Genomic DNA, 18,037 nt, shown 5'->3' on the forward strand with positions numbered 1-18,037 from the left:
CCACACGGCCAAGGCAGGCGATGCACGACGGCGGGTCGGGGCTGCAGGAGCACCCGGCACCTTCGCTGCCGAACCAGTCAGCGCCACACCGGAACGGGTGGTGGGCGGCGGCCGCAGGGGCTGCTGCGGTGGGCAGTGCAGTGGTGCTGGGCGAACTGTTGGCAGGCTTGTTCAGTCCGTCGTTGTCGCCCATGACCGCTGTTGGCGGCGCCGTCATCGATGCCGTTCCTCCCGGGGTCAAGGACTGGGCCATTGCGCTGTTCGGCGCGGCGGACAAGGTTGCTCTCCTGGTCGGACTGGGCCTTGTGATGGCTGCACTGGCCGCGCTGGGGGGAGTCGTGGAGGACCGCCACCCCTTGAGGGGCGTCGCGGTGATTGCCGCATTTGGGATCGTGGGCCTGGCGGCCGTCCTGACCCGTGCCCAGTCGACTTTTATCGCGGTGGCGCTGCCGGTACTCACCGCCGTCGTCGCCGGCGTCCTGCTTCGATTCCTGATCCGCCGGCTTCAAAGATGGGGGAGCGAGGAACCGCAGGCAGCGGCCGATGCCGCGCCAGCCCGCCGTCGCTTTCTGCAGGCTCTGACGGGCGGAGCCGTATTCACTGTCATCGGCGGAGCGCTGGCGGCAAAATGGCGCGGTGCTTCAGTAGCGGTCAGCGAAGCCAGGAGCCGTGTGGCTCTGCCAACCCCCGTTTCACCGGCGCCGCCCGTCCCGCCAACCGCTGAGGCGGGAGTGGAGGGTATACAGCCGTTGGTGACGCCCAATCCGGACTTCTACCGAATCGACACGGCCCTCACGGTTCCCTCTGTCGACCCGGACACATGGGTCCTGAAAGTCACCGGGATGGTGGACAGGGAGGTGGAGCTGACCTTCGCCGAACTCCTGGCCAAACCCCTGACTGAACGCCATGTGACCATTGCCTGCGTGTCCAACAACGTGGGCGGAGACCTCATTGGCAACGCGCGCTGGCTGGGATGGCCGGTCCGCGACCTGCTCGCCATTGCCGGGCCGCAGCCCGGCGCAGATATGGTGCTCTCAAGAAGTGTGGACGGCTGGACGGCCGGGACGCCGCTGGAAGTCCTCACCGACAACCGTGATGCCCTGCTCGCCGTCGGAATGAACGGTGAGCCGCTGCCGCTCGAGCACGGCTTCCCGGTCCGGCTTGTGGTGCCAGGACTCTATGGCTACGTATCGGCCACCAAATGGGTCACCGGGCTAAAAGTCACCAGGTTCGCGGACGACGCCGCCTATTGGACGCCACGGGGCTGGTCTGAGCGGGGTCCCATCAAAACCTCCTCAAGGATCGACGTGCCGCGAAGCGGCCGGACAGTGAAGGCGGGAGCGGTGATGTTCGGCGGCGTCGCCTGGGCGCAGCACAGGGGCATCGAAAGGGTGGAGCTCCGCGTGAACCGTGGTCCGTGGCAGCAGGCGGAACTGGCGGCAGGCATCTCGCTGGACACCTGGTACCAATGGAAACTGGGCCTTGAACTCACGGCAGGCCAGTACGAGGTTCAAGTCCGTGCCACAGATATCGCAGGCAAGGTGCAGGACGAGCAGAACAGGCCCGTTGCGCCCGACGGAGCCACGGGGTTCCACACGATTAGAGTGGACGTGCAACCCTGATGGCTTACTGAAGGCGGAACCATGACCAGCACGCAACCGCATGGAATGTCCCCGCAGACAATTTCAGCAGATCCACCAGGGCACTACACCCAGCACCATGGCGGGCACGAGGCAAGGTCCGTGGCTGAGCATGCCGCCGCCGTCGAGGAACTCTTGCGTCCGTTGCGTTCACAGGACCGGACCGAGGTGCTGCCCCTTCGCGAGGCGCTGGGCCGGGGCCTGGTCAGCGACATCCGCGCTCCCATCAGCCTGCCGCCCTTCGCGAACTCGCAGATGGACGGGTATGCCATCCGTTCCGCGGACGTGCCCGACGGCGGAGCGGAGTTGCGCATTATGCCGCCCGTTCCAGCGGGCGCAAGGCCGGCAGCCCACGAACCCGGAATGGCCGTCCCCATCATGACAGGGGCGATGCTCCCTGAGGGGACAGACGCCGTCGTACCCATTGAGCGGGCCGTTCCGGACCGTTTCCTGCCACACACGGAGCAGGCAAAGGTGAAGCTGCCTGCGGCAGCGACCGGGACCTTTGTGCGCGCAGCGGGCAGTGACGTCCAGGCCGGTCAGGCAGCGTTGGCAGCAGGAACGTGCCTTGGCCCTGCCCAGCTGGGCCTGCTCGCGGCGCTGGGCATCCCGGAGGTACCGGTCTACAACGCTGTGACCGTCCTGCTGGTCACCACCGGGGACGAGGTGGTGGAACCGGGCCAGGCACTTCCTGCCGGCAAGATTTATGACTCCAACGGAACCCTCCTGGAAGCAGCGATGAAGCAGGCTGGACTGCAGGTCCGCCGCGCCGGCATCGCCACCGACAACCCGGACGGGCTTCGCATGCTGCTGCGGACCGAGGGCGACGCGGCGGATCTCATCGTCACTACCGGCGGAGTCAGCAAAGGCGCGTACGAGGTGGTACGGCAGGCCATGGCGGACCAGCCGGTGGAGTTCCTGCATATAGCCATGCAGCCGGGCGGTCCGCAGGGAATCGGCAGCTTCGAAGGGCGCCCCTTCCTGGGCTTCCCCGGCAACCCGGTCAGTTGCCTGGTGTCGTTTGAGATGTTCCTCCGTCCCGTCCTGGCAGGCCTGCTCGGCGCTCCGCCGCCGCGCCTGCCCCTCCGCGCCCGCCTGGGCCATTCCCTCACCTCGCCCGGGCACAAGCACCAGGTCCGCCGCGGCACCCTGCAGCCCGATGGGACCGTGGAGCTGCAGGGCGGGGAAAGCTCGCACCTGATGCATGCGCTCGCGGGCTCCAACGTGCTGGTTCACGTACCGGTTGGAGTGGCCGCGCTCGCGGCAGGGGCGGAGGTGGAAGTATGGATGCTGTGAATGCAGAACAATTCCCTCCCGCGCTGACGCACCTGCGCCAGGACGGCAGCGCCCAGATGGTGGATGTCTCCGCCAAAGCCGAAACCACCCGCGAGGCCACCGCCACCGCCACGGTCCACACCACGGCAGAAGTCGTGGCCCTGCTCGGCTCCGGCGGCCTGCCCAAGGGGGATGCCCTGGCCGTGGCACGGGTTGCCGGAATCATGGCGGCCAAGAAGACCCCGGAACTGATTCCACTGTGCCATCAGCTTCCGCTGTCCAAGGTCACCGTGGATTTCGAGCTCGCATTGGACTCTGTCTCGATCCTCGCCACGGTCAAAACCCGGGGCGTTACCGGGGTGGAGATGGAAGCGCTGACGGCAGCCTCCGTCGCGGCGCTGAGCGTCTACGACATGATCAAGGCCGTGGATAAACACGCCGTCCTGAACGACATCAAAGTGCTGGCCAAAAGCGGCGGTAAGAGCGGGGACTGGACACTGTGACCACTCCCAGCACCGTGAACGCGCCCGAACCGCACCGCCACGGCGACGTGCAGGGCCGGAAGGCCGGCGTCGTCATCGCCTCCACCCGGGCCGCCGCCGGGATTTACGACGACGAAACCGGCCCCGTGATCGCCGATTGGCTGACCGAACACGGCTTCGACGTCTTTCCCGCGATGGTGGTTCCCGACGGCGAGCCGGCAGGTGCAGCCATCCGGGCCCTGCTGACCCAGCGCCCCGCCGTCGTCATCACCAGCGGAGGCACGGGCCTTAGCCCCGATGACCGCACACCGGACGTTACGCTGCCGCTGCTGGACCGCGAGATACCGGGCATCATGGAAGCTATCCGCCGCGCCGGCGCCACTAAAACACCGCTCGCGGCACTCAGCCGCGGCCATGCAGGCACCGCCGGACAAACATTTATCATCAACCTGCCCGGCTCACCCAAAGGGGTCATGGATGGACTGACCGTCCTTGACCCCCTGATCGGGCACCTTTGCGACCAACTGGAAGGCGGACATGGGCACTGAAACAGCATTCGAGGTTGTCAACGCTGTCCTGAGCGCGGAGCCCATTTCCGTTGACCAGGCCATCGCGGCAGTGGAAAGTGACACCGCCGGTGCGGTGGTCAGCTTCAGCGGCGTCGTGCGGAATCACGACGGCGGCAAGGCAGTTGATCGCCTCAGCTACAGCGCGCACCCCACGGCACACCAGGTGATGGCCGACGTCGTTGCCCGCCTCGTTGCCGAACAGGAGGCACAAGGGGGCGGCGGCTCTGCCTCCCAGCCAGTGCGGATCTGGGCGGCACACCGGATTGGCATGCTGGACATCGGGGACCCCGCACTGGTGTGTGCGGTGTCCGCTGCCCACCGGGGCCAGGCGTTCGCCGTCTGCAGCGAGCTGGTGGACAGGATCAAGGAGCAGGTTCCCATCTGGAAGGAACAGTTCTTCACCGACGGAACCGTGGAATGGGTGGGCGCGGGCAGCTGATGCTCATCCCGTGCGAAAGCGAAGTTCCTGCGAGGTAACGCACACTTCGCGGTTCCCGTGCGCTGCAGGCCCACCGGTAGGGTTAACGCCATGACCGAACAACTTTCTGCTCCCTTGCCCGTTGCCGTGCTGGGCGCGAACGGGCGCATGGGCGCCGAAGCCGTAAAAGCCATTGAAGCCGCCCCTGACATGAAGCTCGTGGCCGCCTTGGGCAGGGGCGACTCGCTGGACCAGCTCACTTCAGCAGGCGCCAGGTTCGTGGTGGACCTGACGGTCCCGGAGAGCACGGAAGCGAACGTCCGCTTCGCCGTCGAACACGGCATCCACGCCGTTGTGGGCACCACCGGCTGGGACGGCGGCAAACTGTCCGCGCTCGAGGACCTGCTGGCCGGCCACCCGGAGGCCGGTGTGCTGATCGCCCCCAACTTCGCCCTTGGCTCGGTGCTGGCCTCCGCCTTCGCCGCGAAGGCATCCAAGTACTTCGAATCCGTGGAGATCATCGAACTGCACCACCCGGACAAGGTTGACGCGCCGTCGGGCACGGCAGTCCGAACCGCAGAACTCATCGCCGCCGAGCGCAGCGCCGCGCAGGTGCCACCGGGCCCGGATGCCACCACCAGCGGACTTGCCGGTGCCCGCGGTTGCGAGGTGGACGGCATACGGGTCCACAGCGTGCGGCTCCGCGGCCTCGTTGCCCACCAGGAAGTTCTCCTCGGCAGCGCCGGCGAACAGCTCACCTTGCGCCATGACTCCTTTGACCGCGCGTCCTTTATGCCTGGCGTGCTGCTTGGCCTGCGCAACGTAGCCGCCCACCCCGGACTGACCGTGGGCCTGGACGGCTACCTGGACCTGGGGCTTTAGCCGTGAGCGGAGTGCTGGCCGGCTTCCGGAAGAACCGCACCAAGATCTGGGTGGGGGCTGTCACGCTGCTCCTGGTCTTTTACCTGGTGGTGTCCTTCCAGCGCTCGGTCCTGCTGCTGACAGACAGCAACCCGGCAGCGGTAGCCATCGGAGCGGCCTACCTCGTCTTGCCCGTGATCGGTGCCTGGGCGCTCGTCCGGGAACTGATGTTCGGTGCGCGCACCGAGCAGATGGCGAAGGTCCTCGAAGCCGAAGGCGGGCTTCCCGTGGATGAGCTGCCCAGGACGCCGGCAGGCCGGATTGTCCGTTCCGCAGCCGATGCCGAGTTTGAAAAGTACCGGGCGGAGGCTGAAGCAGCACCGGAGGACTGGCGTTCGTGGTTCCGGCTCAGCTGCGCCTACGACGCCGCCGGCGACCGCAAGCGCGCCCGGGCGTCCATGCGCGACGCCGTGAAGCTTTTCCGCGGCAACGTTCCGGCCTAGCCTCCATGGTTTAGCCCTCCACCGCTTGCGCTCCGCGCGAGCGGCGCACCTATCGGATAGCCTTGACCCCGCCGCGGCCCACCTGGTTTGCCGCGTGCCCCAGCCATTCCAGAGGCCCGCGCCATTTCAGCAGCACGAACACGATGCCTACGATCACGGCACCGGCCGCTTGGGCGAAGTACATGGCGTCCTCAGTCCAGCCGGCCGGGAGAGGCTTCAGGTAGAAGCCCGAAACCACCCACACGTGGACGGAGTACAGGGTCAGGGTCATGGCGCCCGCACCACGCAGGGGCAGCAGCAGGTCCAAAGCCACCCACTCGGCCAGCCTGCCCAGCAGGAGGAAGGCCCCGATCACCGCCGCTGCCACCGCGGACGTATGCAACAAGTCCAGCGGGGTGGCCGAATGGGGCGCCGCGGACGCCAGCCACCACCAGGACCCTGTCTGCGGAATGCCCGTCAGGTTGACCTGCAGGACGCTGTGCAGCGGGTAGCCGGGGGAGTCCAGCAGTTGTTCCAGGGCGGCCCGGCCGCCCCAGCTCTCCATCGCCGCGGTGCCCAGGGCCTTGGCCAGGAATGCAACAATGGTGCCGCCGATCAGCAGCACCCAGGGGACCAGTCGCTTGTGGAGCATCAGGCGGCCGACGACGAGCCCCACCAACAGGTAGGACAGCCACTGGAAGACGGGGTAATAACCCGTTAAAAAGAGGTCGGCCAGGAGCCGGGTGGGGGTGGACAAATCCTCCCAGGAGGGATTGTGGCCCAGCCTCAGTGGCGGGGTCGCAGCCAGCAGCCAGGGACGCAACAGGTACGCCAAAACGGGTGAGGCCACGATCCAGCCCGCGGCCCAGCCGCAGAGTGCCTTCAGCTTCATTCCCAGGAACGGCAGGATACACAGGAACAGCACTGCGTAATGGACCAGGATGATGGCCAGGTTGACTTCGAGGCCACCCAAACTGAGCCCGGCGGCAGCAATTACCAGGGCCCGCAAGGCCACTCCGCGCCTCGCTGCCGAAAGGTCGGAGCCATCCAGCGGCTTGTGCTTTCCGGTGGACAGGGCGAGGCCCACGCCTGCCAGTACTGCAAAGAGTGCGGCGGCCCTGCCCGAAAAGGCCAGGCCGACCCAGGTAGGGGTCAGGTCGGCGTTCGACTCGAACGTGGGAAGCAGATGGGTGGCCATCATGCCCAGCAGGGCCAGCCCGCGTGCTGCGTCAATGCCATGCAGCCGGCCCGGGAGGGACCGGCCGGCAGCCGTCCTGGCGGAGGTTGCGGCGTTTCGGGAGGTCATGACCAGATCGTCTCACACCTGCCTGTACCGAAGCTGTCATGAAGCTGCCCTTGTGTTCGAATATGTGTTCGAATAACATTGGCGGCATGCAAACCCCACCACCCCAAGTCCCCGCCCCGGAATCTCCCCACGCCGGTCCGCTGAAGGCCATGAGTCCCGGGGTGGTTGACTACCTTTTCCGCCAGCTGGTGCCGGAAAATCCCCGGAGGATATCCAGTGGGAGCGGGAGGGCGTCAGCCTGTCCGCACAACCGGAGGGGGCGGAACTCGCCCGCCGGCTCGGCGAGACTGATATCGACGCACTGACCCCGGTGGAACTGTTCCACTACGTCAGGGCGGCCCAACGGCTGGCCGCCTGGGCGGAGGGGCTGCGGGAGGCTGCGGTCGGCAGGTATGGCCAGCCCGGGCCTGGAGCCAGCCCGCGCTGAAAAAGGCCATCACGCTGAAGTGTGGCTTCGGGCGGCTGGACACCGGGATGTTCACGTTGCTCGCCAACCTGGGCGGCAGCCCCTTGGGAGAATCGTGCGGCTTTTGGGGCGCGGACAGCTACCTGCTGAAGCAGGCAGCGGGAACCCGCACGGAAATTGTTCCCTGCGTCCTGCAGCGAAGCCGCCTCGGACAATACCGCCGGCCAACAAGGAACGTCGGGGGGAGAATCCGGTATTTGACGTTCATCACGCCGTTCCTATTGTCCTAACCAGCCGGAGACAGGGTAACGTTTTTTCCATGGCTGACACTTCCGCGCGCATCCCTGCCCTTGGCACCCTCCTGACCGCCATGGTCACGCCGTTCACCAAGGACGGCACGGTGGATTACCAGCAGGCAGCGGAACTGGCGGGCAAGCTGGTGGATGACGGCTGCGATGGCCTGGTGGTCACCGGAACCACGGGTGAAACCTCCACCCTCACTGACGAAGAGAACCTCGGCATGTTCCGTGCCGTCAAAGAAGCAGTTGGGGGCCGGGCGGCAATCATCGCCGGCACCGGCACCAATGACACTGCCCACTCAGTGCACCTCTCCCAGCAGGCGGCAGCCCTCGGCGTCGATGGCATCCTGCTGGTGACGCCGTACTACAACAAGCCCAGCCAGTCCGGCCTTCGCGCACACTTCGAGGCCATCGCCACCGCCGCTGATGTGCCCGTGATGCTGTACGACATCCCCGGCCGGTCCTCGATCGCGATCGAACCCGAAACCATGATCCGCCTGGCGCAGCACCCCAACATCGTGGCCGTCAAGGACGCCAAGGCCGATTTCGTTGCGGCCACCCGCGTTATGGCAGAAACTGATCTGCTCTTCTACTCGGGCGACGACGGACTGACCCTCCCTTGGATGGCATTGGGCGCCGTAGGCCTTGTCGGCGTCACCACGCATGTGGCAACCCGCCAGTTCCGCGACCTCATCGATGCGGTCAACGCCAACGACCTCGAAACCGCGCGGAAGATCAACTTTGAGCTTCAGCCCGTGGTCCGCGCCACCATGACCAGGGTCCAGGGGGCCGTCGCGGCCAAACAGATTCTTAAATGGCAGGGAGTCCTGCCCAACTCGATTGTCCGCTTGCCCCTCGTGGAGCCGGACGAAGCCGAGATCGAAATCATCCGCGGGGATTTGGCGGAAGCGGGGCTGGTCTTTTCCTGAGGGCTGAGACCGGCACCCTTCCGCCTGGAAAGTAGTGCAATATGACCCAAATCGCCCTAACCGGCCTTGTCACCCCTCCGCGCCTGCCGCAGGGCACGCTGCGGATCGTTCCGCTTGGCGGACTCGGGGAGATCGGCCGGAACATGGCCGTGTTCGAAATCGACGGCAAACTGCTGATCGTGGACTGCGGCGTCCTCTTCCCTGAGGAAACCCAGCCCGGCGTCGACCTCATCCTGCCCGACTTCTCCTATATAGAGAACCGGATGGACGACATCGTGGCTGTTGTCCTCACCCACGGGCACGAGGACCACATCGGCGCTGTTCCGTACCTGCTGCGCCTCCGCAATGACATCCCGCTGGTGGGCTCGCAGCTGACGCTTGCCCTGATCGAGGCGAAGCTGCAGGAGCACCGCATCCGGCCCTACACCCTCACCGTCGAGGAAGGCCAGGTGGAGAAGTTCGGCCCCTTCGAATGCGAGTTCGTGGCTGTCAACCACTCGATTCCCGACGCCCTCGCGGTGTTCATCCGCACCGCAGGCGGCACCGTCCTGCACACGGGCGACTTCAAAATGGACCAGCTTCCCCTTGATGGCCGCATCACCGACCTGCGGCACTTCGCCAAGCTCGGCGAAGAGGGCGTGGACCTCTTTATGTCGGATTCCACCAACGCAGACGTTCCCGGTTTCACCACCGCGGAGAAGGAAATCGGCCCCACGCTGGAGCGCCTCTTTGGCCAGGCAACCAAGCGGATCATCGTTGCATCGTTCTCATCCCACGTGCACCGGGTCCAGCAGGTCCTGGACGCAGCCGCGAAGCACAACCGCAAGGTGGCCTTCGTCGGCCGTTCAATGGTCAGGAACATGGCCATCGCGGAGAAGCTGGGCTACCTGGATGTCCCGCCGGGCCTCATCGTGGACATCAAGAACATCGATAACCTGCCGGACAACCGCGTGGTGCTGATGTCCACCGGTTCCCAGGGGGAGCCGATGGCCGCCCTGTCCCGCATGGCAAACGGCGACCACCGCGTGGTGGTGGGCGACGGAGACACCGTCATCCTCGCGTCCAGCCTCATCCCGGGAAATGAAAACGCCGTCTTCCGGATCATCAACGGACTGCTCAAGCTGGGCGCCGACGTGATCCACAAGGGCAACGCCAAGGTGCACGTCTCCGGGCACGCCGCGGCGGGCGAACTTCTGTACTGCTACAACATCCTGGAACCGCTCAACGCCATGCCGGTGCACGGTGAAACCCGCCACCTGATTGCCAACGGCAGGATCGCCATCGAATCCGGTGTCCCGGAAGCGAGCGTTATCCTCGCCGACAACGGCACCGTAATTGATCTCAAGGACCACCGGGCAGACGTCGTGGGCCAGGTCGAAGTAGGCTTCGTCTACGTGGATGGATCCAGCGTTGGCGAGGTCACCGAGGCCGACCTCAAGGACCGCCAGACCCTGGGCGATGAAGGCTTCATCTCCATCATCACGGTGATCCACCGCGCTACCGGCAAGGTGGTGTCCGGGCCGGAGATCCACGCCCGCGGCGTGGCCGAGGACGATGCCGTGTTCGACGAGATCATCCCCAAGATCAACGCAGCCCTGGAAGAAGCCGTGCTGAACCGGACGGACCATACCACCCACCAGCTGCAGCAGGTAGTCCGCCGCGTGGTGGGCACCTGGGTCAACCGCAAGCTCCGCCGCAAGCCCATGATCATCCCCGTGGTGCTCGAGGCGTAACAGCCGCTGCCGGCTCCGGCCCGTACTGCCCCGCTTGGACGGGGAGTACGGGCCGGATGTGTTTAAGCGGTCCGAACCGGGACCGTCCGGCCCTCAAATCCCCGGACCGCAGGCGGATTTCCGGTACCGTGGCTGGTATGGCCACTCGTACTACTTCCGCGCCCAATGGTTCAAGCAGGGCCAGCTCCGGCAGCAAATCCGGCGGCCGCGGTTCCGGCTCTACGGCAGCGAAAACCACAGCAGCCAAGTCCGGACGCACCGGGAGCTCCGGTACGGCCCGGACCCGCCAGCTTCCCGCCGTCGAACAGCACCAGCCCTGGCTGATGCGGATAGTGGGCGGAGCGTGGCTGGGCATTGGACACCTCGTCGGCGGGGGAGTGCGGCGCATTGGCCATGACGTCAGCGACCTTCCGGCTGAGCAGCGCCGCGACGGCGCTGCCCTCTTCAACCTGGCACTGGGCGTCTTCATCGCCACCTTCGCCTGGTGGGGCCTCACCGGCTGGTTTCCGGACGCCGTCTACAGCGTGGTGAACGGTACGTTCGGCTGGATCTCACTGCTGCTCCCACTGATGCTCTTTGTGTGCGCCTTCCGGCTCTTCCGCCGTCCCTCCGACGGGCGGGGCAACAACAGGGTAGGCATCGGCTTCCTCATCATGACCTTTGCCGGCTGCGGCCTGGCCCACGTCCTGGGCGGCCAGCCCACCGTCGCCCAAGGTTTTGACGGGCTCCGCCAGGCCGGCGGAATGCTGGGATTCCTGGGCGCCTCGCCACTGGCCGCCATCCATCCGGCCGTCCCGCTGGTGCTCTACGGGCTCCTGGCCTTCGTCTCCCTGCTCATCATCACCGCCACTCCGTTCGCCGCCATCCCACGGCGGCTGCGCGGTGCCTACGAGCACCTCATGGGCATCGACCTCCTGGACGAGGAACAGGACAGGGACCGCCACGACCGCAGCTACCTTGAACGGACCACTCCTGCCGCGCCCAGGAAGAAGAAACGCCGGCTGTTCGGCAAGGACGAGGACGCCGACACCGGCCTGGAAGGCTATGTGGGCGACGAAGCCTTCGAGCATGCCGTCATCGACGACGACGAAGAGCCGCAGCCGCCGAGCCCCGCCCCGGGAGTACGGCGCCCCACCCAGGCGGAGATCGCCGTCGAGAAGATCAAGGCGGCCCAGGGGCTGGGCGCCGCTGCTTCCGCGTCGCCGGCGGAGAACGCCACCGAAGCCATCCCGATGATCACCCCGGGCATGTCCGCCTCCGGCCAGGCCGGTTCAGCGGCACCCACCGTGCCTTCCACCCCTGTGGCTCCGGCTCCGCCGCCCGTACCCATCCCGCAGCGGACCGAGCAGTTGTCCCTCGCCGGCGACGTGACGTACACGCTCCCTGCCTCGGACTACCTGACCCCCGGCTCAATCCCCAAGGAGCGCACGGAGGCCAATGACGCCGTCGTCGCGGCCCTGACCGACACCCTTCAGCAGTTCAACGTCGATGCCACCGTGACCGGCTTCAGCCGCGGCCCCACCGTCACCCGGTACGAGATTGAGCTGGCGCCGGGAACCAAGGTGGAACGGGTTACGGCGCTGTCCAAGAACATCTCCTACGCCGTGGCCTCCAGCGACGTGCGGATCCTGAGCCCCATTCCGGGCAAGTCCGCCATCGGCATCGAGATCCCCAACACGGACCGCGAAACTGTTTCCCTGGGCGACGTGCTGCGCAGCCAGAACGCCCGCCGCACCGACCACCCCATGGTCATGGGTGTGGGCAAGGACGTTGAAGGCGGCTACGTGGTGGCCAACCTCGCCAAGATGCCCCACCTGCTGGTGGCCGGCGCCACCGGTGCCGGTAAGTCCTCCTTCGTGAACTCCATGATCACGTCCATCCTCATGCGTTCCACCCCGGACGAGGTGCGCATGGTGATGGTGGACCCCAAACGCGTGGAACTCACCGCCTACGAGGGCGTCCCGCACCTCATTACGCCCATCATCACCAACCCCAAGAAGGCAGCGGAGGCGCTCCAGTGGGTGGTCCGCGAGATGGACGCCCGATATGACGACCTCGCCAATTACGGCTTCAAGCACATTGATGACTTCAACAAGGCCGTCCGCGCCGGCAAGGTCCAGCCGCCGGTCGACTCCAAGCGCGTCATCCGCCCCTACCCCTACCTGCTGGTGATCGTGGACGAGCTCGCCGACCTCATGATGGTGGCGCCGCGCGACGTCGAAGACTCGATCGTCCGCATTACCCAGCTTGCCCGCGCCGCCGGCATCCATTTGGTCCTGGCCACCCAGCGGCCGTCCGTAGACGTCGTCACCGGCCTGATCAAGGCCAACGTTCCCTCCAGGATGGCTTTTGCCACGTCCTCCGTCACCGACTCCCGCGTGGTCCTTGACCAGCCGGGCGCGGAAAAGCTCATTGGCCAGGGCGATGCACTCTTCCTGCCCATGGGTGCTTCCAAGGCCATGCGCGTCCAGGGCGCCTGGGTCACGGAGTCGGAAATCCACAAGGTGGTTGAGCACGTCAAGGGACAGCTCCAGGCGACCTACCGTGAGGATGTCGCCGTCGACGCGCCCAAGAAACAGATCGACGACGACATCGGGGACGACCTCGAGGTGCTGTTGCAGGCCACCGAACTTGTGGTCACCACGCAATTCGGTTCCACGTCCATGCTGCAGCGCAAGCTGCGGGTTGGTTTCGCCAAAGCCGGGCGCCTGATGGACCTGCTCGAATCACGGGGAGTGGTGGGCCCCTCCGAAGGTTCGAAGGCCCGCGATGTCTTGGTGAAGCCGGACGATTTGGCGCCCGTCCTCGCGGCGATGAAGGGCTGGGAGGCGCCGAAGGCGCCGGACGCGCAGACCGCAGCCCTCAGCGACAACGCCAACGCCAACATCGCCCGGGGCGGCTACGCCGAGGACCTGGTGGCTGCGGACCTGGACCAGCGGAAGCAGAACGTCGAATATTACGACGGCTCTGATTCCCCGCCGGGCGGCTATGACGACGAAGAGGGTTCTGAAGACGCCTGGTCCCTGACCGGGCGCTAGCCCAAAGAATGTAGCCTAGAGAGGTGACTAGCACCGATGCAACCGCCGCCGGCCCGGGCCGTGCCGGGGTCTGGAACCTTCCCAATATCCTGACCATGCTCCGCATCGCGCTGGTGCCGTTCTTCGTCTGGTTCCTGATCCTGGACGCGCCGGGCCTGCACAGCGAGGCAGGGCCCTGGCGCTGGGCAGCGGCGGCGGCATTCGCCGTCGCAATCTACACAGACAAGCTCGACGGCGACATCGCCAGGAGCCGGAATCTCGTGACCGACTTCGGCAAGATTGCCGATCCCATCGCGGACAAGCTGCTCATCGGTTCCGCACTGGTGATGCTGTCCGTACTTGGCGAACTGCCCTGGTGGGTCACCCTGGTGGTCCTGGTCCGTGAATGGGGCATCACCGCCCTGCGGTTCTTTGTTATCCGCTACGGTGTCATCCCCGCGTCGCGCGGCGGCAAACTCAAAACGGTCGTCCAAACCGCCGCCATTTTCCTGTACCTCCTGCCGCTGGCAGCCATAGCGCCCTGGCTTGGCTGGGTGGCGTTCGCCGTGATGATGGTGGCCGTGCTGATCACCGTATGGACCGGCGTCGAGTACGTTGTCGAGGCGCTGCGCCTGCGGTCCAAGGGGAAGCTGCAGGGAACGGCCAACGGGCAGGACCAGCCATGACAAACCTTCACCACCTGTCACTTCACCACCTGTCAGAGCAGGCCGTCAGCAGGGCGCTGGAGCTGAGCCGCACGGTCGCTACGGCAGAGTCGCTGACTGCCGGCATGGTCTCGGCCGTCCTCGCCGACACCGCGGGAGCTTCCGGAATGCTGCAGGGCGGCGTGGTGGCCTACCAGAACTCCGTCAAGGAAAACGTCCTGCAGGTATCCCCGGAACTCCTGGCCAACGTTGGATCCGTTGACAGCGACGTTGCCGCCGCCATGGCAGCCGGTGCCCGGACCACCCTTGGCGCCGATATCGGTATCTCTACCACCGGAGTAGCCGGACCGGACGCACACGATGGAAAGCCCGTGGGAACGGTATATATCGGTATAGCTACGGCTGCGGGAACAACAGGGTTTGGGTATTTGTTCTCGGGGAGCCGGGCCGAAATCCGCGGACAGGCATGCGGGGCTGCCCTGGAAAGGCTCCTGGAAGCACTGGCCTCCTGAAGTTACCCGCCTGTAAAGTTGGTGGGAACAAAAGGCGGTACCGATTAGTTATTACATTGTGTCGCTTCCGGAGAGCGGAGGCGCCTAGGATAAAACCACCACTATGGTTCGCACTACGGCGAATCGACTAAGAGGAGCAAGGCGATACAGATGGTAAAGCAGCCCGTATCCGTAAACGGCGTTGTCCGCTGGAAGGATGTGGGCCTCGCCGATCAGGCTAAGAGCGAACAGAAGGAGCGCAAGATGGTTGTACTTCGTCACGAAATCGGTGATGTCCTGCGCGATGTTCGCCAGCGTCAGGGGCGCACGCTCCGTGAAGTTTCGCACAGCGCCCGTGTCTCCTTGGGCTACCTGAGTGAAGTGGAGCGCGGCCAGAAGGAAGCATCCTCCGAGTTGCTTTCCTCGATCTGCTCGGCCCTGGACGTCCCGTTGTCCAGCATGCTTCGTGAGGTCAGTGACCGTGTGGCAGTTGCCGAAGGCGTTGCCGTTCCGGACACCGTACCCCAGGAATTCTCCCAGCGTTACGGCCGTGATCTCGATCGTGACCTTAACAATGAACTCAACGACGAACTTTCAACGGGCCTGTTCTCAGGCGCCCGCTAAGGGCTGATCCACCACAGGTGGCCCTGCAACTAATGAAGCCTCCGGCGGTATGCCGGGGGCTTCAGTTGTGTCTGGCCATTTCTTTCGGGGCTTGGCCTTCCTGCCCTGCTGGTCCATTACTGTTTGTCCTGCGCTGGTAGTCCTGTCCTGCTAGTCCCCGGAAGCGGCGGGGGCCGGCGGGCCGTCATGCGGGAAACCGTCGCGCTCGTACGTGGAGTTCAGCTTGGACATAAACCGGGCCAGTTCCTGCAGGTCCTCCACCGGCCATTCACCCAGGCGTTCCCGGAAGACCTGCCGCCGGGCATCCTGGACCTGGTGCATCTTTTCCTCCCCCTTGGGGGTCAGCCGGATGGCCTGGGCCCGCCCATCGAGCGGGTCAGCCTCCTTGGACACCAGCCCGATGCTTTCCAAAAAAGCGATCTGCCGGCTCACGGAGGGTTTGCCTACGCCGATATTCATCGCCAGGTCAGTAAGCCGGATGGGACCCTCCCGCCGGATGACCGTCAGCAGGCCGTAGGCTGCAGGTTCCATGTCCGGGTGGACCTGGCGGGAGAGTTGGTTGGAGATGGCCCTTGCGCGCCGCCAGAAAAGGCTGATCTGATGTTCGACGTTCTGCAGCGCGGCGTCCACGGTGGCGTCGTCTTCGCGGCCGTGCGCGGGCGGGACAGCGGGGGAGTTGCTCATGGCAACAATTCTAGGGTGCCGGATCGTGAGAGACTTTTCTGGTGCGAATCAGCGACTATTGGCGACTCATGGACGACGAATTTGGCGCCGGGTACTCCCGGGTCCTCAGCAACACCCTGGTTCTTGCCGGGGTGGGCGGGCGCACCGCGGACCAGGCACTGGCCGCGGGCGTGGAGCCGCGAAAGGTGTGGCTGGCGGTCTGTGATGTACAGGACGTTCCCGCCGAGAGACGCCTCGGCCGGGACATCAAACCGCGGGTGGAATAAGCGGTTTTCTCCTGACACGCCGCACGCTTGTTCGAATACCTGTTCGGGTAAAGCTATGCTTTTCCCAAGGGGTTTTCCACATAGCCGCCGTCATCAGGCCGGAATGTCAGTGGGTCCCATTAGCGTCAGAGATGACCAATAAACGGCCCCTGAGGCCACTCCAAAGCGAGAAAGCATTAGAGGTGTGAACCATGGCGGCAGCCCCGGATCGTGCAAAAGCGCTCGAAGCAGCGCTGGCCCAGATCGACAAGCAGTTCGGTAAAGGCTCGGTCATGCGGCTCGGGGACGAAGTCCGGGCCCCGATCGAGGTCATCCCTACCGGTTCCATTGCGTTGGACGTTGCTTTGGGAATTGGCGGCCTGCCCCGTGGCCGCGTCGTAGAAATCTACGGTCCGGAATCCTCCGGTAAGACCACCGTGGCGCTCCACGCTGTGGCAAACGCGCAGCGCCAGGGCGGCATCGCTGCGTTCATTGACGCCGAGCATGCACTCGATCCTGAATACGCTGCCAAGCTCGGCGTGGACACTGATGCGCTCCTGGTTTCCCAGCCGGACACAGGTGAACAGGCGCTGGAGATCATGGACATGCTGGTGGGCTCAGGCTCCCTGGACGTCATCGTCATCGACTCCGTCGCCGCCCTGGTGCCCCGCGCTGAAATCGAAGGCGACATGGGCGACAGCCACGTAGGCCTCCAGGCCCGCCTCATGAGCCAGGCCCTGCGTAAAATCACCGGGCGCCTGAGCCAGACAAAAACGACGGCGATCTTTATCAACCAGCTCCGCGAAAAGATCGGCGTCTTCTTCGGTTCCCCCGAAACCACCACCGGTGGTAAGGCGCTGAAGTTCTATGCCTCCATCCGTATTGACGTGCGCCGCATCCAGACCCTCAAGGAAGGCGCGGACTCGGTCGGTAACCGTACCAAGGCCAAGATCGTCAAGAACAAGATGGCCCCGCCCTTCAAGATCGCAGAGTTCGACATCATCTACGGCCAGGGCATCTCCCGCGAGGGCGGCATCATCGACATGGGCGTGGAACACGGCATCATCAAGAAGTCCGGCTCCTGGTTTACCTATGACGGCGACCAGCTGGGCCAGGGCATGGAGAACTCACGCAGGTTCCTCCGCGACAACCCCGAACTGGCCGCCGAGCTTGAGCGCCTGATCAAGGAAAAGCTCGGTGTTGGCGTGAAGCCGGCGGAGCCCGAGTCCAAGGACTCGCCGAAGCTGAAAGCCGTTGACGGGTTCTAGCCGTTGACCAGTGCTGAACGTGCGCGTCCCCGCCGGGCCAGAACCGGCGGGCGGCGCGCTGCTTCGTATTCGAACGACTTCCAGGACGGCCCCGAGCCCGGCTCGCCGGTTGGCGATGATCTTGAACCGGATCCCGTTTCCGTCGCCCAGGCCATCGTGTACCGGCAACTCGCAGCATCGGCGAAAAGCAGGCTCCAACTTGCCCGCAAGCTCGCCGAGCGGAATGTCCCGGAGGACGTTGCCGAGGCGGTGCTGGACAAATTTCAGGAAGCGCGGCTTATCAATGACGCCGAATTCGCAGACATGTGGGTGCGGAGCCGGTCGCAGTCCCGGAAGCTGGCGAAGGGGGCGCTCCGGCGGGAACTCGCGGAGAAGGGCGTGGACCAGGAAACCGCCGCCGCAGCACTCGAGCAGCTCTCCGACGCTGACGAGGAAGCTGCCGCAAGAGGCTTGGTGGAGCGGAAGCTGCGTCCCGGGACCGAGCTGGGGGACAAAATGGAGCGGGACAAAGTGACGCGCCGGCTGGCGTCCATGCTTGCCCGCAAGGGCTACCAGCCCTCCCAGGCGTTCCGCATCGTCACCGAGGTCCTGGAAGCCCACGCTGCTCCCGACAACGATCAGCCACTGAGCCGGTACCCTTAAC

General features: G+C 65.4%; 18 protein-coding genes. 16 read left to right on the plus strand and 2 right to left on the minus strand.

Annotated features, from left to right (window positions below):
* Nucleotides 1–191 precede the first annotated feature (191 nt).
* The 7 genes from M1E07_RS07975 (at nt 192) to M1E07_RS08005 (ending at nt 5,748) form a co-directional block, all read left to right on the plus strand.
* Nucleotides 192–1,622: a molybdopterin-dependent oxidoreductase gene (locus tag M1E07_RS07975; RefSeq protein WP_461190355.1), complete on the plus strand. Its 1,431-nt coding sequence runs from the start codon at nt 192–194 to the stop codon at nt 1,620–1,622.
* A 21-nt stretch (nt 1,623–1,643) separates the two neighbouring features.
* The gene (locus tag M1E07_RS07980) at nt 1,644–2,936 is read left to right on the plus strand and encodes a molybdopterin molybdotransferase MoeA (protein WP_461189710.1); all 1,293 of its coding nucleotides are present in this window, start codon (nt 1,644–1,646) and stop codon (nt 2,934–2,936) included.
* Nucleotides 2,924–3,418, plus strand: coding sequence for a cyclic pyranopterin monophosphate synthase MoaC (moaC, locus tag M1E07_RS07985; RefSeq protein ID WP_461189711.1), 495 nt, complete (start codon nt 2,924–2,926; stop codon nt 3,416–3,418). The genes M1E07_RS07980 and moaC overlap by 13 nt, the downstream gene beginning before the upstream one ends.
* Nucleotides 3,415–3,945, plus strand: coding sequence for a MogA/MoaB family molybdenum cofactor biosynthesis protein (locus M1E07_RS07990; RefSeq protein ID WP_461189712.1), 531 nt, complete (start codon nt 3,415–3,417; stop codon nt 3,943–3,945). The genes moaC and M1E07_RS07990 overlap by 4 nt, the downstream gene beginning before the upstream one ends.
* Nucleotides 3,935–4,405 carry a molybdenum cofactor biosynthesis protein MoaE gene (locus M1E07_RS07995; RefSeq protein ID WP_461189713.1) on the plus strand — a complete coding sequence of 157 codons (471 nt, stop codon included), beginning with the start codon at nt 3,935–3,937 and terminating at the stop codon, nt 4,403–4,405. The genes M1E07_RS07990 and M1E07_RS07995 overlap by 11 nt, the downstream gene beginning before the upstream one ends.
* 90 nt (nt 4,406–4,495) lie before the next feature.
* On the plus strand, nt 4,496–5,266 hold the full coding sequence (gene dapB / locus M1E07_RS08000; protein WP_461189714.1) for a 4-hydroxy-tetrahydrodipicolinate reductase: 771 nt from the start codon (nt 4,496–4,498) through the stop codon (nt 5,264–5,266).
* A gap of 2 nt (nt 5,267–5,268) precedes the next feature.
* Nucleotides 5,269–5,748 carry a hypothetical protein gene (locus tag M1E07_RS08005; protein WP_461189715.1) on the plus strand — a complete coding sequence of 160 codons (480 nt, stop codon included), beginning with the start codon at nt 5,269–5,271 and terminating at the stop codon, nt 5,746–5,748.
* 49 nt (nt 5,749–5,797) lie between these two features.
* Here the strand turns inward: M1E07_RS08005 and M1E07_RS08010 are convergent, their stop codons facing one another.
* Nucleotides 5,798–7,033: a heparan-alpha-glucosaminide N-acetyltransferase domain-containing protein gene (locus M1E07_RS08010; protein WP_461189716.1), complete on the minus strand. Its 1,236-nt coding sequence runs from the start codon at nt 7,031–7,033 to the stop codon at nt 5,798–5,800.
* Nucleotides 7,034–7,758: 725 nt separating this feature from the next.
* Here M1E07_RS08010 and dapA point away from each other — a divergent pair.
* From dapA to M1E07_RS08040, 6 genes are all read left to right on the plus strand, one after another.
* Nucleotides 7,759–8,667 (plus strand): 4-hydroxy-tetrahydrodipicolinate synthase, encoded by a 909-nt coding sequence (gene dapA / locus M1E07_RS08015; protein WP_461189717.1) that lies wholly within the window; start codon nt 7,759–7,761, stop codon nt 8,665–8,667.
* A 41-nt stretch (nt 8,668–8,708) separates the two neighbouring features.
* Entirely contained in the window at nt 8,709–10,400 is a 1,692-nt protein-coding gene (locus M1E07_RS08020) for a ribonuclease J (protein ID WP_461189718.1), read from the plus strand.
* Between the two features lie 137 nt (nt 10,401–10,537).
* Nucleotides 10,538–13,438 (plus strand): FtsK/SpoIIIE family DNA translocase, encoded by a 2,901-nt coding sequence (locus M1E07_RS08025; protein WP_461189719.1) that lies wholly within the window; start codon nt 10,538–10,540, stop codon nt 13,436–13,438.
* A 23-nt stretch (nt 13,439–13,461) separates the two neighbouring features.
* Nucleotides 13,462–14,103 (plus strand): CDP-diacylglycerol--glycerol-3-phosphate 3-phosphatidyltransferase, encoded by a 642-nt coding sequence (gene pgsA, locus M1E07_RS08030; protein ID WP_461189720.1) that lies wholly within the window; start codon nt 13,462–13,464, stop codon nt 14,101–14,103.
* Nucleotides 14,100–14,594 carry a CinA family protein gene (locus M1E07_RS08035; protein WP_461189721.1) on the plus strand — a complete coding sequence of 165 codons (495 nt, stop codon included), beginning with the start codon at nt 14,100–14,102 and terminating at the stop codon, nt 14,592–14,594. The genes pgsA and M1E07_RS08035 overlap by 4 nt, the downstream gene beginning before the upstream one ends.
* 150 nt (nt 14,595–14,744) lie before the next feature.
* Nucleotides 14,745–15,197: a helix-turn-helix domain-containing protein gene (locus M1E07_RS08040; RefSeq protein WP_104042778.1), complete on the plus strand. Its 453-nt coding sequence runs from the start codon at nt 14,745–14,747 to the stop codon at nt 15,195–15,197.
* 150 nt (nt 15,198–15,347) lie between these two features.
* On the opposite strand, the gene M1E07_RS08045 is transcribed toward M1E07_RS08040, so the two are convergent.
* A complete protein-coding gene (locus tag M1E07_RS08045; protein ID WP_461189722.1) occupies nt 15,348–15,881 on the minus strand; it encodes a MarR family winged helix-turn-helix transcriptional regulator in 534 nt (177 codons plus the stop codon).
* 41 nt (nt 15,882–15,922) lie between these two features.
* Between M1E07_RS08045 and M1E07_RS08050 the strand changes: the two genes are divergently transcribed.
* From M1E07_RS08050 to M1E07_RS08060, 3 genes are all read left to right on the plus strand, one after another.
* A complete protein-coding gene (locus M1E07_RS08050) occupies nt 15,923–16,147 on the plus strand; it encodes a DUF3046 domain-containing protein (RefSeq protein ID WP_461189723.1) in 225 nt (74 codons plus the stop codon).
* Between the two features lie 191 nt (nt 16,148–16,338).
* Nucleotides 16,339–17,394, plus strand: a complete 1,056-nt coding sequence (gene recA / locus M1E07_RS08055; RefSeq protein ID WP_307095599.1) for a recombinase RecA — start codon at nt 16,339–16,341, stop codon at nt 17,392–17,394.
* Between the two features lie 3 nt (nt 17,395–17,397).
* Entirely contained in the window at nt 17,398–18,036 is a 639-nt protein-coding gene (locus M1E07_RS08060) for a regulatory protein RecX (protein WP_461189724.1), read from the plus strand.
* Nucleotide 18,037 lies beyond the last annotated feature (1 nt).

The organism is Arthrobacter sp. Z4-13 (genome assembly GCF_054792705.1).